The sequence below is a fragment of the Mesorhizobium opportunistum WSM2075 genome, assembly GCF_000176035.2.
Classification (GTDB): domain Bacteria; phylum Pseudomonadota; class Alphaproteobacteria; order Rhizobiales; family Rhizobiaceae; genus Mesorhizobium; species Mesorhizobium opportunistum.
In genome coordinates, this window is sequence record NC_015675.1 from 945888 (window position 1) to 960769 (window position 14882).

Here is a 14882-nt window from a genome sequence, read left to right on the forward strand (position 1 = left end):
GCTCCAGGGAAAGCGGACGCCTCACTCCGCTGGAACACCCCCTCATCCGTCTCGGCGCTGCGCGCCGATCCACCTTCCCCCCACAAGGGGGGAAGGAAGAGCCTAGTGATCCCCAGTGAACTCCGCGATGATCGCATCGACCTCAGCACGTGCGGCATCCATCCCCTCGCCGGTGTCGATGACGAAATCCGCCAGCCTGCGCTTTTCGGCATCCGGCACTTGCTTGGCCAGGATCGCCGCCAGCTTTTCTTCGGTCATCCCTGGTCGTGCCAGCACGCGTTGACGCTGGACTTCGGCGGGTGCGGTGACGACGATGACCTTGTCGACGCGGTTGCGGCCGCCGGTTTCGAACAGCAGCGGAATGTCGAGCACGGCGATCGATTCGCCCGCGGTACGATGCCTGGCCAGGAAGGCGTCGGCGTCGGCGCGCACGAGCGGATGGATGATGGCTTCGAGTTGCTTCAGCGCGGCGGGGTCACCAAGTACACGGGCGCCAAGTCTTGCTCGATCGACCACGCCGGCAGCGGTTGTTCCCGGGAAAGCCGCCTCGACCAGAGGCGCTGCCTTGCCGGCATAGAGGCGGTGTACCGTCTCGTCGGAATCGTGGACTGGCACGCCGGCCTCGGCGAACATCTTGGCCGTCGTCGACTTGCCCATGCCGATCGAACCGGTGAGGCCGAGCACGATCATGGTTTCGGCACCAGGTCGGCTACGATGATCGCGCGCAGCTCGGCCGTGACTTGCGGCCTGACGCCGAACCAGTGTTCGAAACCGGGCACGGCCTGGTTGAGCAGCATGCCGAGGCCGTCCACCGTCTTCAGCCCCCGGGCGCTTGCGGCGGCAAGCAGCGGTGTTTCCAGCGGCACATAGACAAGGTCGGTGACGATCGCATGGCTCGGCAGCAGGGCCGGATCGGCGGCGAGGCCCTCATTGCCGACCATGCCGAGCGCCGTGGTGTTGACCAGCAGGCCGGCATCGACAAGCAGTTCGCCGGTCTCAGCCATGCCGTGCGCCGAAACGCCGGCGCCGAAACGATCGCGCAACTCCACCGCCCGGGCGAGCGTTCGGTTGACGATGCGGATGTCGGAAATGCCGCGCTCTTTCAGCGCGTGGATGACGGCGCGGGAGGCACCGCCGGCGCCGAGCACGACCGCGGGGCCGGTGTTCGCCCAGCCCGGCGCGTGGTCGTCGAGATTGGCGGCAAAGCCATGGCCGTCGGTGTTGCCGCCCCACAGCGTGCCGTCCTCGAACCACAGCGTGTTGACGGCGCCGATCTCCTCCGCCGCCTGGTCGCGGCGGCCGGCCAGCGCAAAGGCGGCTTCCTTGTGCGGGATGGTGACATTGCCGCCGCGATAGCCGTTGGCCTGCAGGGTTGCCAGGAATTCGGCAAAGTCGTGCGGCGCGACATCGATCGCCTCGTAGCTGCCGTCGATGCCATGCTTGGCCAGCCAATGGCCGTGGATCTTCGGCGAGCGCGAATGCTTGATCGGATGGCCAGTGACAAAGGCCTTCTTCGTCGCCTCAGCCATCGATCGCTCCCAGCGTGCGCAGTTCGGCCAGCAGCGGCAAAAGCGGCAGGCCGACAATGGTGAAATGGTCGCCTTCGATCTTCTCGAAGAGCTGGACGCCTTCGCCCTCGACCTGGTAGGCGCCGACGCTGGCCAGCGCCCTGGCGCCGACGCGGGCGAGGTGGCGGCCGATGAAGGCGGGATCGAGCTTGCGCATGGTCATGGAGGCAATGCCGACATGGCGCCACAGCACCTTGCCGTCACGCACCAGGACGGCAGCGCTGTTGAGCTGGTGGGTCTTGCCGGACAGCGCCAGCAAATGACGCCGCGCGCCTTCCATGTCGGCGGGCTTGTGGAACACCTCGTCACCCAGCGACAAGGTCTGGTCGCAGCCGAGCACCAGGGCCCCTGGCCTGCGCTCGCTCACCTCGGTGGCCTTGGCCTCGGCCAGCACCAGGGCGACGTCTTCCGGCGAAACACCGCTATCCTGCAACGGCGCCTCGAGCGCGCGCTCGTCGACCTCGGCCGGCACCGCCTCGACGTCGATACCGGCATCGAGCAGCATCGCCTTGCGGAACGGACTGCCGGAAGCGAGGATGATTTTCTCGGTCATGCTTGTTCACCAGAGTTGGCGTTCCGTCACGCACCCCTCATCCGACCGAGCTTCGCTCGGCCACCTTCTCCCACAAGGGGAGAAGGGAGGTGCTGCGCTGACGCTGCTGCAAATCGCCAACTGGTGGTAATCTGCGGGACGCTAGCGCCGAGTTCTTCCTTCTCCCCTTGTGGAGAAGGTGTCGCCGAAGGCGACGGATGAGGGGTGCGTGACGGAATGCTCACTTATCTCGTCTGCCCTAGCGCGACTTCCCCCGCAGGGCAACGATCGCCGCCGCGGTTTCCTCGATCGAGCGGCGGCTGACGTCGATCATCGGCCAGCCATGGCGCGTGCAGATCTGGCGGGCGTAGGCGAGTTCTTCGTTGATGGCGGCGCGGTCGACATAATCGGTCGGCACGTAGGAGCTGCTGTTGCCCAGGATGCGGTTCTGGCGGACATGCGAGATGCGTTCGGCGGTGGCGATCAACCCGACCACCAGGGGGGTCTTGGCCGCGACCAGGCTTTCGGGAACGGGCACGCCGAGCACGATCGGAATGTTGGCGGTCTTGATGCCGCGATTGGCGAGATAGATGCTGGTCGGCGTCTTCGAGGTGCGCGAGATGCCGATCAGCACGACATCGGCATCGTCCATGTTGAGCGGCAACTGGCCGTCATCATGGTCCATGGTGAAGTTGAGCGCATCGATGCGGCGAAAATATTCGGCGTCGAGGACATGCTGGGCGCCGACGCGCCGGCCGGCCGGCGTGCCTAGATAGGACTGGAAGACGGTAAGCACCGGCTCCAGCACGGAGACGCAGGGCAGGCCCATCGCCGCACAGCGCTCATCGATGCCGCGCGCCAGTTTCTGGTCGACGACGGTGTAGAGAATGATGCCGGGCTCCTCCTCGATGTCCTCGAACACTTTCGCCACCTGCTTTTCGGTGCGGATCAGCGGGTAGATATGCTCGATGGCGCGCGCGTCCTTGTATTGCGCCGAAGCCGCCCGCCCGGCGGCGAGCAGCGTTTCGCCGGTCGCGTCGGAAATCAGGTGCAGGTGAAAGAAGCTCTGGGGTTTGTTCACAGGGATCACCTGGGGCTGTGGGCGGATGTGGATAAGGTTGGACAGCGAGCCAGGCTCGTTGGAGGCGACTGTATCAGATGCCAGTTTGTCCACAATTCGATGTGCTGTCAGCTTCGTCGGAGGGCTGGGGACAAGTCCGTGGACGGATTTGCTTGGCCTTGGCCTGTCCACAGGGCCGGGTTTTCCGGCCGGGTCCTAAGGCTTTGGAAGCGATGATGGATTCCCGACTGTCCCCAGAACCCAACAATCCGGCCAAACGAGCGCGCGACAATATGCTTGCTGGCTTTTTGCCTGATGAAGCGGGACAGGTGGCAACCACCAGAACCAACAGACTCTTAGAATCAGAAGAATCTTAGATATAAGAATATTTGATTAGAAAGAGGCTTGGAGAAGCGAGCGCTCGATGCCCCAGAACCGGATCATGCTGGATGTCCTGAAGGGCAAGGCGATTTTTCCTCCACCACTCTGGATGATGCGCCAGGCCGGACGCTATCTGCCGGAGTATCGTGAAACCCGCCGGCGGGCCGGTTCGTTCCTCGACCTCTGCTATGATCCCGACCTTGCGGTCGAAGTGACGCTGCAGCCGATCGAACGCTTCGGCTTCGATGCCTCGATCCTGTTCTCGGACATCCTTGTCGTTCCGCATGCGCTTGGCCGCGACGTGCGCTTCGAGGAGGGAAGAGGACCGCTTTTGACGCCGATCTCGGCAGCGGAAATTTTGGCTCTGGAAAGCGATGTGTTTCACGTGAATCTCGAACCGGTCTACGAGACGGTTCGCCGCTTGCGGGCAAGATTGCCTGACGAGACGACGCTGATCGGCTTCTGCGGCGCGCCGTGGACGGTGGCGACCTACATGATCGCCGGCCATGGCACGCCGGACCAGGCACCGGCGCGGCTGTTTGCTTACCGCGAACCGGCAGCGTTCAAACAGCTGCTGAAGGTGCTGGCCGATCATTCCGCCGCCTATCTGATCCGCCAGATCGAAGCGGGTGCCGACGTGGTGCAGATTTTCGATTCCTGGTCGGGCGTGCTCGACGACGCCTCCTTCGAACAGTTCTGCGTCGAGCCGGTGGCCGAGATCGTCAGGCAGGTAAGAGCCGTTCATCCCGATGTGCCGGTCATCGGTTTTCCCAAGGGCGCCGGCGCCCGCTACCAGAGCTATCGCGAGAAGACCGGTGTGGCGGGGCTGGGGATCGACTGGACGGTGCCCCTGGCGGCAGCAAAGGACTTGCAGCGCTCTGGTGCCGTCCAGGGCAATCTCGATCCCTTGCGGCTGGTGGCCGGCGGCAAGGCATTATCCGATGGCGTCGACGCGATTCTCGGGGCGTTGGGGGATGGACCGCTGATCTTCAATCTCGGCCATGGCATTACGCCGGAGACGCCGGTGGCGCATGTCGAGGCGATGGTGAAACTGGTGAGGAGCGCGGCACGCTGATGGCTCGGCCAAAAGAGATGAACAATTCAGGCAACACGACTAACAGTGGGGGCAGCACCGGCCAGGCGATGATGCGCATGACCGTCGGCATCGCCGCGCTGATCGTGCTGACGGCGCTGTTGTTTTTCGTTGCACCCGACGGTTTCTATCCCTGGGCGAAGGCGATCCATATCCTGGCCGTCATTTCCTGGATGGCCGGCATGCTCTATCTGCCGCGGCTGCTGGTCTATCACGCCGATGCCGAGAAGGGCTCGGTCCAGTCGGAGACCTTCAAGGTGATGGAGCGGCGCCTGCTGCGCGGCATCATCAATCCGGCGATGATCGCGACTTGGATGTTCGGACTATGGCTGGCCTGGAAAGGCTTTGGTTTCCAGGGTGGCTGGCTGCACGCCAAGATCGGTTTCGTGCTGCTGTTGTCCGCCGTCCACGGCTATCTGGCCGGCGCGGTGCGGAAATTCGCCGAGGATGCCAACGAAAAGTCCGCGAAGCACTGGCGGATGATCAACGAGATCCCCACATTGCTGATGATCGCAATCGTGATCCTGGTTGTCGTCAAGCCGTTCTAGGCCTCTATCGGTCGCGTAAAACGCAGCTTGCTCTTTCACCCGACCGACGATAAAAGACGGGTCTTCCTTCCCGTCATGCGCCGCCCTTCACTGTTTTCGGCCGCGCCCGGCATTTGTCGCATCCCGCCGATATATTTTCCCCAAAGCAGATTCAGAGTCCGTCTATGCAAGAAATGAAACTCGCAGAGTTCAAGAACAAGAAACCGCCAGAGCTGATCGCTTATGCCGAATCGCTCGAGGTGGAAAACGCCAGCGTCATGCGCAAGCAGGAGCTGATGTTCGCCATCCTGAAGAAACTGGCCGCCCAGGAGATCGAGATCATCGGCGACGGGGTGGTCGAGGTGCTGCAGGACGGCTTCGGCTTCCTGCGCTCGGCCAATGCCAATTATCTGCCCGGTCCCGACGACATCTACATCTCGCCCTCGCAGATCCGCCGCTTTTCATTGAAGACCGGCGACACCGTCGAGGGGCCGATCCGTAGCCCGAAGGAAGGCGAGCGCTATTTCGCGCTGCTCAAGGTCAACACGATCAATTTCGACGACCCCGAAAAGATCCGCCACAAGATCCACTTCGACAATCTGACGCCGCTCTATCCGACCAAGCGGCTGAAGATGGAGATCGACAATCCGACGAGCAAGGACATCTCGCCGCGCGTGATCGACCTGGTGGCGCCGATCGGCAAGGGACAGCGCGCGCTGATCAACGCGCAACCGCGCACCGGCAAGACGGTGCTAATGCAGAACATCGCCCATTCGATCACCGCCAACCACCCGGAATGCTATCTGATCGTGCTGCTGATCGACGAGCGGCCGGAAGAAGTGACCGACATGCAGCGCTCGGTGAAGGGCGAGGTCATATCCTCGACTTTCGACGAACCGGCGGTGCGCCACGTGCAGGTCGCCGAAATGGTGATCGAGAAGGCCAAGCGCCTGGTCGAACACGGCCGCGACGTCGTCATCCTGCTCGATTCCATCACCCGCCTCGGCCGCGCCTACAACACCGTGGTGCCGTCCTCCGGCAAGGTGCTGACCGGCGGTGTCGACGCCAACGCCCTGCAGCGGCCGAAGCGCTTCTTCGGCGCGGCCCGCAACATCGAGGAAGGCGGCTCGCTGACCATCATCGCCACCGCGCTGATCGACACCGGCAGCCGTATGGACGAAGTCATCTTCGAAGAGTTCAAGGGCACCGGCAACTGCGAAATCCAGCTCGACCGCAAGGTCGCCGACAAGCGCATCTACCCGGCCATGGACATCCTCAAGTCCGGTACCCGCAAGGAGGACCTGCTGGTGCCGCGCGCCGACCTGCAGAAGATCTTCGTGCTGCGTCGCATCCTGGCGCCGATGGGAACCACCGACGCAATCGAGTTCCTCATCGACAAGCTGAAGCAGACCAAGACCAACGCCGACTTCTTCGATTCGATGAACACGTAACGGTCGGTCCGAAAGGTTCGGATTTTTGCATTGAGCCCCATTCCGGGAGACCGGGATGGGGTTTTGCTTTGGCGGGATCAGGTCGCATTCCCGATACCGAATGGCCATATGCGGCAGCACGCAACGCCGTCTTCATGCGACGAGTAGCACTTCGCAGGTGCCGACGACGTGAAAAAGACAATCCCGACCCTGATCGGCTTTTCGGCCATCCTGACCTGGTCCTTCCTGGCGCTGCTGTCGACGGCGGCGGGGCCGATCCCGCCCTTTCAGCTTGCGGCCATGACATTCCTGCTTGGGGCGCTCGCCGGTGCAAGCAGCTGGATCTTCCGGCCGGGGGCTATCCGGTCGCTGCGGCAGCCATGGCCTGTCTGGGCGACAGGGGTTGCGGGACTGTGCATCTACCATTGCGCCTATTTCTTCGCGATCCAGTCGGCGCCGCCCGTCGAGGTCAGCCTGATTGCCTATCTCTGGCCATTGCTGATCGTCGTTTTCGCCGCCTTCCTGCCGGGTGAAAGGCTGCGGGTACACCACATTGTCGGTGTTGTCCTTGGTCTTGCCGGCGCGATCGTGGTGATCACCAAGGGCGGCACTATCGGCCTCGCCAACGGCGTGATGAAGGGCCATGTCATAGCGCTGTTCTGCGCCTTCATCTGGGCCGGCTATTCGGTGCTGTCACGCCGGTTCGGCCAGGTGCCGACCGATGTCGTGGCCGGCTATTGCTTCATCACTGCGGCGGTCGCCTTCGCACTTCACCTGACGCTCGAGACCACCGTCTGGCCGCAGACCGTGACACAATGGAGTGCCATCCTCGTCCTCGGTGCGATCCCGCTGGGCGCCGGCTTCTACGCCTGGGACTATGGCTGCAAGCACGGGGACATCATGATCCTCGGCGCCTTGTCCTACGCCGCGCCGCTGTTTTCGGTGATCGTGCTGCTGCTGGCAGGGTTCGGCGTGTTCCATTGGTCGGTGGCGCTCGCCTGCGTGCTCATCACGATAGGCGCGATGGTTGCCGCCAAGGATTTGCTGTTCAAGTCGCGGCCCGCCGCGGCGCCGGTTGAAACGGCAATTTTGGCTCCGGCGTCGCGGGCTGAGGGCACGTGATCTATCGGCGACGCAGGAGACGCTCGAGCTCTTCCGGATCGGTCACGGCGGGAAGGCAGACCTGACCGGTGCACAGCCAGGCGCCGGGCCTGTTGGTCGGCGGCAGGATTCCACCCGGCAGCAAGGGTCGATTCGCTGCCGTACCGATCGGCACGATGATATCGACGCGCCGCGGGTCGGGGCTTCTATTCGCTACCGGAACGAGCTTTGGATCCTCCGGCGCGTCCACGATGACCAGTTTCAGCGGTTCGATGGCAAGCGCGCAGGCATTGACGATGCCGGCCTGGCCATAGGCCTGGTGCTCGGCGCGGCCGGCGGCATGTTCGGCGATCGTCCAGGCCCGCTCCTGCAGGTCGACATCGCCTGTGACGGAGGCGAGCCGGACCAGTGCCTGGATGATCTGGCTGGCGGCCGATGAAATGGCTTCGTCGACATCGCCCCTGATGCGGATCGGCACGTCTGTGCTGTCCGAAGCGGTCAGATAATAGCCTGTTCCCGAGGCATCGGCATGCCAGAGGTCGAGCTGTTGGACGAACCGGCCGGCATGGTCGATATAGCTCCAATCGCTGGACGCCTCGAACAGCGAGATCGCGGCATTGGTCATGGCGGCATAATCGCTCGACAGAGCCGGGAACAATTTCTGGGCGCCGAGCATCGAATGCGGCAAGCGGTTGTCGCGGCTGGCGGCGCTGATATGTGCGAAGGCTTTTGCTGCGGCATCGATCCAGTCGGGCCGCGCCAGCGAGCGGCCGGCTTCGGCCAGCGCAGCAATCATCAGGCCGTTCCAGTCGGTGAGCGTCTTGGCGTCGAGGCCTGGCCTGACGCGCCCCTCGCGCACGGCAAGAAGCCTGGCCTTGAGCGGGATGAGCTGTTCACGATCGGCAACGCTCTCGGACAGCTGGGCGCTGGTTTGGTGGATGATTGGCTTGCCTTCCCAAGCTGGCGGGCTGGCAAGTGTGAAGTACTTGAAAAACAAGGCAGAATCGTCGCCGAGGGCGGCTTCTATCTCGTCTCTGCTCCAGGTGTAGAACAGCCCTTCCTCGCCATCGCTGTCGGCGTCGAGGCTGGCGGCAAAGGCGCCGCCATCGACGCGCATTTCGCGCAGCAGCCAATCGGCGGTTTCTTCGATTCGTACCCGGAACAAATCATTGCCGCTTGCGGCAAAGGCCCAGTTGCAGAAGCGGATCAACTCCGCATTATCGTAGAGCATCTTCTCGAAATGCGGCACCAGCCATTCCGCGTCGGTCGAGTAGCGGCTGAGCCCGCCGCCGATATGATCGTAGATGCCGCCGCCCAGCATCCGCTCGAGGCTGACGAGCACGTCGTCGCGGTGGGTGGCATTGCCGTCGCGCAGCCAGGACAGCCACAGGGTGAGCATGAATGGCGCGTTGGGGAATTTTGGTGCGCCGCGCAGGCCGCCGAGATCGCGGTCGATCATGCCGTCGATGCGGCCGGCGAGTTCGGACAGCGTGTCGCGATCGAGAAGCGCCCTGGAATGCGTGCCGGAAAGCCGCGCCTCGACATGGGTGGTGAGGCCGTCGGCGCTCTGGTGCAGGCTCGCCCGCTTCTCGCGCCAGGCTTTGTCGACGACCTCCATCACCTGGATGAAACCCGGTCGGCCATAGCGCGCCTCGCGCGGAAAATAGGTGCCGCCCCAGAACGGCTTGCCGTCCGGCGTCAGGAACATGGTCAGCGGCCACCCACCCTGCTCGCCCATGGAGGACAAGGCCGCCATGTAGATCTGGTCGATGTCGGGACGCTCCTCGCGGTCGACCTTGATATTGACGAACAGACGGTTCATGACGGCGGCGACGTCGTCATTCTCGAAGCTTTCATGGGCCATGACGTGGCACCAGTGACAGGCGGCATAGCCGACGGAGAGGAGGATCGGCCTGCCCAGGGCCTTTGCCTCCTCGAGAGAAGCCGGCGACCAGGCCCGCCAATGGACGGGATTGCCGCTATGCTGCTGCAGATAGGGGCTGGCTTCGTCGGCAAGCAGGTTTTTCGCGGGCAATGTCACGGCAGGCAACTCGGGCAAACTCGGTTCAACGTGTGGCGGAAGCTAGGGCGGTTCAACAAAGCGGGCAAATGTTTTCAGGCGATTCCATCATTGCACTGTCGAGCGGCCGGCTGCCGGCTGGGGTCGCGGTGCTGCGCATTTCCGGCCCGCAGACTCGATTCGTAGTCGAAACGATTGCCGGCGGGATGGTTAAGGCGCGCGCGGCGACCCTGCGCGCGTTCAAAGCGCCGGATGGAACGGTGCTGGACAACGGCCTGGTCGTCTTCTTCCCCGGTCCGGCCAGTTTCACCGGAGAGGACGTCGCGGAATTCCATGTCCACGGCGGGCGCGCTGTTGTCGCTGGAATGCTGCAGACGATCGCCGGTTTTGACGGCGTCAGGCACGCAGAACCCGGTGAATTCACGCGCCGCGCCTTCCTGAACGGCAAGGTTGACCTGGTCGAGACCGAAGCACTCGCCGATCTGGTCAATGCCGAGACCGAGGCGCAGCGCCGCTTCGCCATCCGCAATACCGAGGGCGCCCAGAGCGAACTCTATCTCGGCTGGCGTCGGCGACTGATCCATGCGCGGGCGATGATCGAGGCGGAGATCGACTTTGCCGACGAGGATGATGTGCCCGGTTCCGTTTCGGATGCGGTTTGGTCTGATGTGCATGTAATGGTCGACGAGATCGATCGGCACATTGCCGGATTCCATGCCGCCGAGATCATTCGCGATGGGTTCGAGGTCGTCATTCTCGGTGCGCCCAATGCCGGCAAGTCGAGCCTGTTCAACGCCTTGGCGCGGAGAGATGCCGCTATTGTAACGGATGAGCCGGGCACGACGCGGGATCTGCTGGAAGTGGCGCTGGATCTCGGAGGGCTGCGCGTCCGGCTGACGGATACGGCCGGGTTGCGGGACACGCCAGGGAAGGTCGAGGCGATCGGCATTGAAAGGGCGAGGGCGAAGGCCGACCGCGCCGATCTCCTGCTGGTGTTGGAAGACGTAGCAGACCCCGGGGATATCGGGCCGTTGTCGGCGGCGATCCCGGCATTGCGCGTCGGAACCAAGCTCGATTTGTTGGACGCGCAAGCGTCCGCGGAAGCGGCCAGACGGTATGATCTCGTTATTTCCGTCGTGAACGGGGCCGGGGTGGATGCGTTGCTGGCGGAGATCGGCCGGCGCGCGGCGGATGCGGCAGGCGACGTTGGCGATGTCCTGCCGTCGCGGCTGCGCCATGTCGAATTGCTCGACGAAGCAAAGCGGCATCTGGTTCGCGCCATCGACAGTGGCGTTGCCGGCCAGGAGCTGCGTGCCGAGGAGCTGCGGTTGGCCGCCGATCGGCTGGGCCGGATTGTCGGCGCCATCGACGTCGAGGATATGCTCGACGTTATCTTCTCGCAATTCTGCATCGGAAAATGACTCACGTGAAACACGCACGCGCCTGAAAGGGACGGTTGGTGATTCACGTGAAACATCGCCAGCCGTGGTGACTCAGCGAAAACACGGCGCCACGCCCTACCTCGTGGGGAGGTCGGACCGCAGGTCCGGGTGGGGGTCAGCGCCGCACCCCCCACCCCGCTGCTTCGCAGCGACCCTCCCCACAAGGGGGAGGGTATAGACGCATTGCCCTGTTTCACGTGAAACTAGCCGCGAAGTTTTCTTGACAGCTTGATCTTGCGGGGACATGTGTCCCTGCATTCTATTCGAGTCCAGGATTTGGAAATGACCGATCACTATGAGGTGGTTGTGGTGGGCGGCGGCCATGCGGGTTGCGAGGCGGCCAGTGCTGCCGCGCGCGCCGGCGCCCGCACGGCGCTGGTGACGCTGCGCTTCGACACGATCGGCGTGATGTCTTGCAACCCAGCGATCGGCGGGCTCGGCAAGGGCCATCTCGTCCGCGAGATCGACGCCATGGACGGGCTGATGGGCCGGGTTGCGGATGCTGCCGGCATCCAATTCCGCCTGCTCAACCGCCGCAAGGGCCCGGCGGTGCGCGGACCGCGCACCCAGGCTGACAGGAAGCTCTATCGCCTTGCCATGCAGGAAGCGATTCGGCAGCAGAACGATCTCGACGTGATCGAGGCCGAAGTGCTCGACTTTGAGATCGAAGAGGGACGGATCGCCGCTGTGCTCCTCGCCAATGGAAGGCGACTTGCCTGCGGCGCCGTGGTGCTGACCACCGGTACTTTTCTGCGCGGGCTTATTCATATCGGCGAGAAGAAGATTGTCGCCGGCCGCATGAACGAGCAGGCGAGCCTTGGCCTGTCGGCAACGATGAGCCGTGCGGGCTTCGCGCTCGGCCGCCTGAAGACCGGCACGCCGCCGCGGCTGGATGGGCGGACCATCGATTGGGCGTCGCTGGAAAGCCAGGCGGCGGATGACGATCCCGTGCCGTTCTCGCTGATGACCGATCGCATCGAGACGCCTCAGATCGATTGCGGCATCACCCGCACGACCACGGCCACGCATGAGTTGATCCGTGCCAATCTCGCTCGCTCCGCCATGTATTCCGGCTCGATCGAGGGCGTGGGGCCGCGCTATTGCCCGTCGATCGAGGACAAGATCGTCAAGTTCGGTGACCGCGACGGCCACCAGATCTTCCTCGAGCCAGAAGGGCTCGACGACGACACGGTTTATCCCAACGGCATTTCGACCTCGCTGCCGGAGGATGTGCAGCTCGACATCCTGAAGACCATTCCCGGGCTGGAGCGGGCTGTGATGCTGCAGCCCGGCTATGCCATCGAATATGATCATGTCGATCCGCGCGAGCTCAGTCAGACGTTGGAGACGAAGCGTGTCGCCGGGCTGTTCCTGGCCGGACAGATCAATGGCACGACCGGATATGAGGAAGCCGCGGGCCAAGGCTTGCTTGCGGGGCTCAACGCGGCGCGGCGCGCATCGGGCGGCGAGCAGATCGTGCTCAGCCGCACCGAGGCCTATATCGGCGTTATGGTCGATGACCTGACCAGCCGCGGCATCAGCGAACCCTACCGGATGTTCACCTCGCGCGCCGAATTCCGGCTGTCGCTGCGCGCCGACAATGCGGATGAGCGGTTGACGCCTCTCGCTGCAAAGCTGGGAATTGCCTCGGCGCAAAGGATGCAGCGGTACGGCGACGCCATGCGCCGGCTAGACGAGGCGCGAGCGCTGGCGACGGCACTGACGATGACCCCCAATGAGGCGGCGCGGCACGGGTTGGAGATCAACAGGGATGGTGTGCGCCGGTCCGGCTATGAGCTGCTGGCCTATCCCGATGTCGATGTGGCCTGGCTGGCCAGGGTCGAGCCGGGATTTGGCGCGGTCGATGCCAAGACGGCGGAGCGTCTCGAAACGGAGGCGAAATATTCCGTCTATCTCGATCGGCAGAAGACCGATGTTGCGCAGATTCGCCATGAGGAGAGCCGGCTGATCCCGGAAACCGTCGATTTCGCCGGCGTGCCTGGCCTGTCCAATGAATTGAAGCAGAAGATGCAGGCGCGGCGGCCGCGTTCCATTGCCGACGCGCAGCGCATGGAAGGTATGACGCCGGCGGCGCTGGCGATCATTGTGGCCCATGTCCGGCACCATGAGGCTGCACAGAGGCCGCAGAGCGAACGAAGAGTTGTTGCGTGAGCTCACTAGAGAGCCTGCAGGGCGCGGCCGGTCCGGTTTCACGTGAAACATTCGATCGCCTGGTGGCGTTCGAAGAGATATTCCAGAAATGGAACCGCAGCATCAATCTCGTGGCGCAGTCGACATCGGGCGACGTCTGGCAGCGTCACATCCTGGACAGCGCGCAGCTGGCGCGACTGGAGCCTGATGCCAAGCGCTGGGTCGACATCGGCTCGGGCGGCGGATTTCCCGGCCTCGTGATGGCTTTCCTGCTTGCCGAGCGCGACGGCGCCAGCATCGACCTGGTGGAAAGCAACCGCAAAAAAGCTTCCTTCCTGCAGGCCGTTGTTGGTCAGTTCAGCCTGCCGGCCCGGGTCGTGGCCCGCCGCATCGACGAAAGCCATGCGCTTGTTTCGACACCGCAAATCGTCACGGCGCGGGCCTTGGCCTCGCTGCCGACGCTGCTGGATCTGTCGGCGCCCTGGCTGACGACCGGCGCGCGCGGCCTGTTCCACAAAGGCCGGGATTATCGGGCCGAAGTGCAAGAAAGCGTTAACCGATGGGCCTTCGATCTGGTAGAACATCCCAGTGTGACCGACCCGCATGGCGTCATCCTCGAACTGTCCGACCTGCGACCTGTCTGATCTTCGACTCGTCGAGCCATTGGCGACCCAAAAATGAATTTCTGGCATAAATCCATGATGAAGAACGGCCCCCGAATCATCACCGTAGCCAACCAGAAGGGCGGTGTCGGCAAGACCACCACCGCCATCAACCTCGCCACCGCGCTGGCCGCGATCGGCGAAAAGGTGCTGATCGTCGATCTCGACCCGCAAGGCAACGCCAGCACCGGCCTCGGCATCGACCGCAAGGACCGGACGGTGTCGTCCTATGACGTGCTGACCGGCGAGCTGGAGCTGGAAGAAGCGGCCATCCCGACCGCGGTGCCAGGCCTGTCGATCGTGCCGTCGACGCTCGACCTGCTCGGCATCGAAATGGAGATCGCCTCGGCGCCCGACCGGGTGCTCAAACTGCGCAACGCGCTGCGCGCCGCGACCGAGCGCGGAGCGCCGTTCGGCTATGTGCTGATCGATTGCCCGCCGTCACTCAACCTTTTGACTTTGAATTCAATGGCCGCGGCCGATTCTGTTCTCGTGCCGCTGCAATGCGAGTTCTTCGCGCTCGAAGGCCTCAGCCAATTGCTGGAAACCGTCGAGCAGGTCCGTCGCTCGATCAATCCGGACCTCACCATTCAGGGCATCGTGCTGACCATGTATGACGGCCGCAACAATCTCGCCAACCAGGTGGTTCAGGACGTGCGGCAGCATATGGGCGACAAGGTCTATGAGACCATCATTCCGCGAAATGTGCGGGTGTCCGAGGCGCCGTCCTACGGCAAGCCGGCGATCCTTTACGATTTGAAGTGCTCCGGCAGCCAGGCCTATCTGCAACTGGCCTCGGAAGTGATCCGTCGCGAGCGCAAATTGCGTGCCGCTTGATTAGACCGGATGCAGGACTAACAGCCGATTCGATACCGAAACGATCTTGAGACCTTGAATAAAGAAGACTTGGAATAA

General features: G+C 63.5%; 13 protein-coding genes. 8 read left to right on the forward strand and 5 right to left on the reverse strand.

Features of this window, described 5'->3' with window-relative positions; all coding sequences use genetic code 11:
• Positions 1-102: 102 nt before the first annotated feature.
• From coaE to MESOP_RS04445, 4 genes are all read right to left on the reverse strand, one after another.
• Positions 103-690 carry a dephospho-CoA kinase gene (gene coaE / locus MESOP_RS04430; RefSeq protein ID WP_013892126.1) on the reverse strand — a complete coding sequence of 196 codons (588 nt, stop codon included), beginning with the start codon at positions 688-690 and terminating at the stop codon, positions 103-105.
• A complete protein-coding gene (locus MESOP_RS04435; RefSeq protein ID WP_013892127.1) occupies positions 687-1529 on the reverse strand; it encodes a shikimate dehydrogenase in 843 nt (280 codons plus the stop codon). The genes coaE and MESOP_RS04435 overlap by 4 nt, the downstream gene beginning before the upstream one ends.
• Positions 1522-2121 (reverse strand): Maf-like protein, encoded by a 600-nt coding sequence (locus MESOP_RS04440; protein ID WP_013892128.1) that lies wholly within the window; start codon positions 2119-2121, stop codon positions 1522-1524. Before MESOP_RS04440 ends, MESOP_RS04435 begins: the two co-directional genes overlap by 8 nt.
• Before the next feature lie 238 nt (positions 2122-2359).
• Complete coding sequence (locus MESOP_RS04445; RefSeq protein WP_013892129.1) at positions 2360-3274, reverse strand: pyruvate, water dikinase regulatory protein; 915 nt, start codon at positions 3272-3274, stop codon at positions 2360-2362.
• A gap of 310 nt (positions 3275-3584) precedes the next feature.
• Here MESOP_RS04445 and hemE point away from each other — a divergent pair, with 310 nt between their 5' ends.
• From hemE to yddG, 4 genes are all read left to right on the forward strand, one after another.
• Positions 3585-4616, forward strand: a complete 1032-nt coding sequence (hemE, locus tag MESOP_RS04450) for a uroporphyrinogen decarboxylase (RefSeq protein ID WP_013892130.1) — start codon at positions 3585-3587, stop codon at positions 4614-4616.
• A complete protein-coding gene (gene hemJ / locus MESOP_RS04455; RefSeq protein WP_013892131.1) occupies positions 4616-5182 on the forward strand; it encodes a protoporphyrinogen oxidase HemJ in 567 nt (188 codons plus the stop codon). Before hemE ends, hemJ begins: the two co-directional genes overlap by 1 nt.
• Positions 5183-5346: 164 nt before the next feature.
• The gene (gene rho / locus MESOP_RS04460; protein ID WP_013892132.1) at positions 5347-6612 is read left to right on the forward strand and encodes a transcription termination factor Rho; all 1266 of its coding nucleotides are present in this window, start codon (positions 5347-5349) and stop codon (positions 6610-6612) included.
• Between the two features lie 168 nt (positions 6613-6780).
• On the forward strand, positions 6781-7713 hold the full coding sequence (gene yddG, locus MESOP_RS04465) for an aromatic amino acid exporter YddG (protein WP_013892133.1): 933 nt from the start codon (positions 6781-6783) through the stop codon (positions 7711-7713).
• 1 nt (position 7714) lies between these two features.
• Here the strand turns inward: yddG and MESOP_RS04470 are convergent, their stop codons facing one another.
• Positions 7715-9733 carry a thioredoxin domain-containing protein gene (locus tag MESOP_RS04470; RefSeq protein WP_013892134.1) on the reverse strand — a complete coding sequence of 673 codons (2019 nt, stop codon included), beginning with the start codon at positions 9731-9733 and terminating at the stop codon, positions 7715-7717.
• A 68-nt stretch (positions 9734-9801) separates the two neighbouring features.
• On the opposite strand from MESOP_RS04470, the gene mnmE reads away from it, so the two are divergent.
• The 4 genes from mnmE (at position 9802) to MESOP_RS04490 (ending at position 14804) form a co-directional block, all read left to right on the forward strand.
• The gene (gene mnmE / locus MESOP_RS04475) at positions 9802-11133 is read left to right on the forward strand and encodes a tRNA uridine-5-carboxymethylaminomethyl(34) synthesis GTPase MnmE (protein WP_013892135.1); all 1332 of its coding nucleotides are present in this window, start codon (positions 9802-9804) and stop codon (positions 11131-11133) included.
• A gap of 303 nt (positions 11134-11436) precedes the next feature.
• The gene (gene mnmG, locus MESOP_RS04480) at positions 11437-13326 is read left to right on the forward strand and encodes a tRNA uridine-5-carboxymethylaminomethyl(34) synthesis enzyme MnmG (RefSeq protein WP_013892136.1); all 1890 of its coding nucleotides are present in this window, start codon (positions 11437-11439) and stop codon (positions 13324-13326) included.
• Positions 13323-13949: a 16S rRNA (guanine(527)-N(7))-methyltransferase RsmG gene (gene rsmG / locus MESOP_RS04485; protein ID WP_013892137.1), complete on the forward strand. Its 627-nt coding sequence runs from the start codon at positions 13323-13325 to the stop codon at positions 13947-13949. The genes mnmG and rsmG overlap by 4 nt, the downstream gene beginning before the upstream one ends.
• A gap of 54 nt (positions 13950-14003) precedes the next feature.
• Positions 14004-14804, forward strand: coding sequence for a ParA family protein (locus tag MESOP_RS04490; protein WP_083833341.1), 801 nt, complete (start codon positions 14004-14006; stop codon positions 14802-14804).
• Positions 14805-14882 lie beyond the last annotated feature (78 nt).

Bases quoted from the DNA above. Each gene is read 5' to 3' on its own strand.
- MESOP_RS04435 (WP_013892127.1), bottom strand. From the start codon at position 1,529: ATGGCTGAGGCGACGAAGAAGGCCTTTGTCACTGGCCATCCGATCAAG.
- coaE (WP_013892126.1), bottom strand. From the start codon at position 690: ATGATCGTGCTCGGCCTCACCGGTTCGATCGGCATGGGCAAGTCGACG.
- MESOP_RS04440 (WP_013892128.1), bottom strand. From the start codon at position 2,121: ATGACCGAGAAAATCATCCTCGCTTCCGGCAGTCCGTTCCGCAAGGCG.
- mnmE (WP_013892135.1), top strand. From the start codon at position 9,802: ATGTTTTCAGGCGATTCCATCATTGCACTGTCGAGCGGCCGGCTGCCG.
- hemE (WP_013892130.1), top strand. From the start codon at position 3,585: ATGCCCCAGAACCGGATCATGCTGGATGTCCTGAAGGGCAAGGCGATT.
- rho (WP_013892132.1), top strand. From the start codon at position 5,347: ATGCAAGAAATGAAACTCGCAGAGTTCAAGAACAAGAAACCGCCAGAG.
- hemJ (WP_013892131.1), top strand. From the start codon at position 4,616: ATGGCTCGGCCAAAAGAGATGAACAATTCAGGCAACACGACTAACAGT.
- mnmG (WP_013892136.1), top strand. From the start codon at position 11,437: ATGACCGATCACTATGAGGTGGTTGTGGTGGGCGGCGGCCATGCGGGT.
- MESOP_RS04490 (WP_083833341.1), top strand. From the start codon at position 14,004: ATGATGAAGAACGGCCCCCGAATCATCACCGTAGCCAACCAGAAGGGC.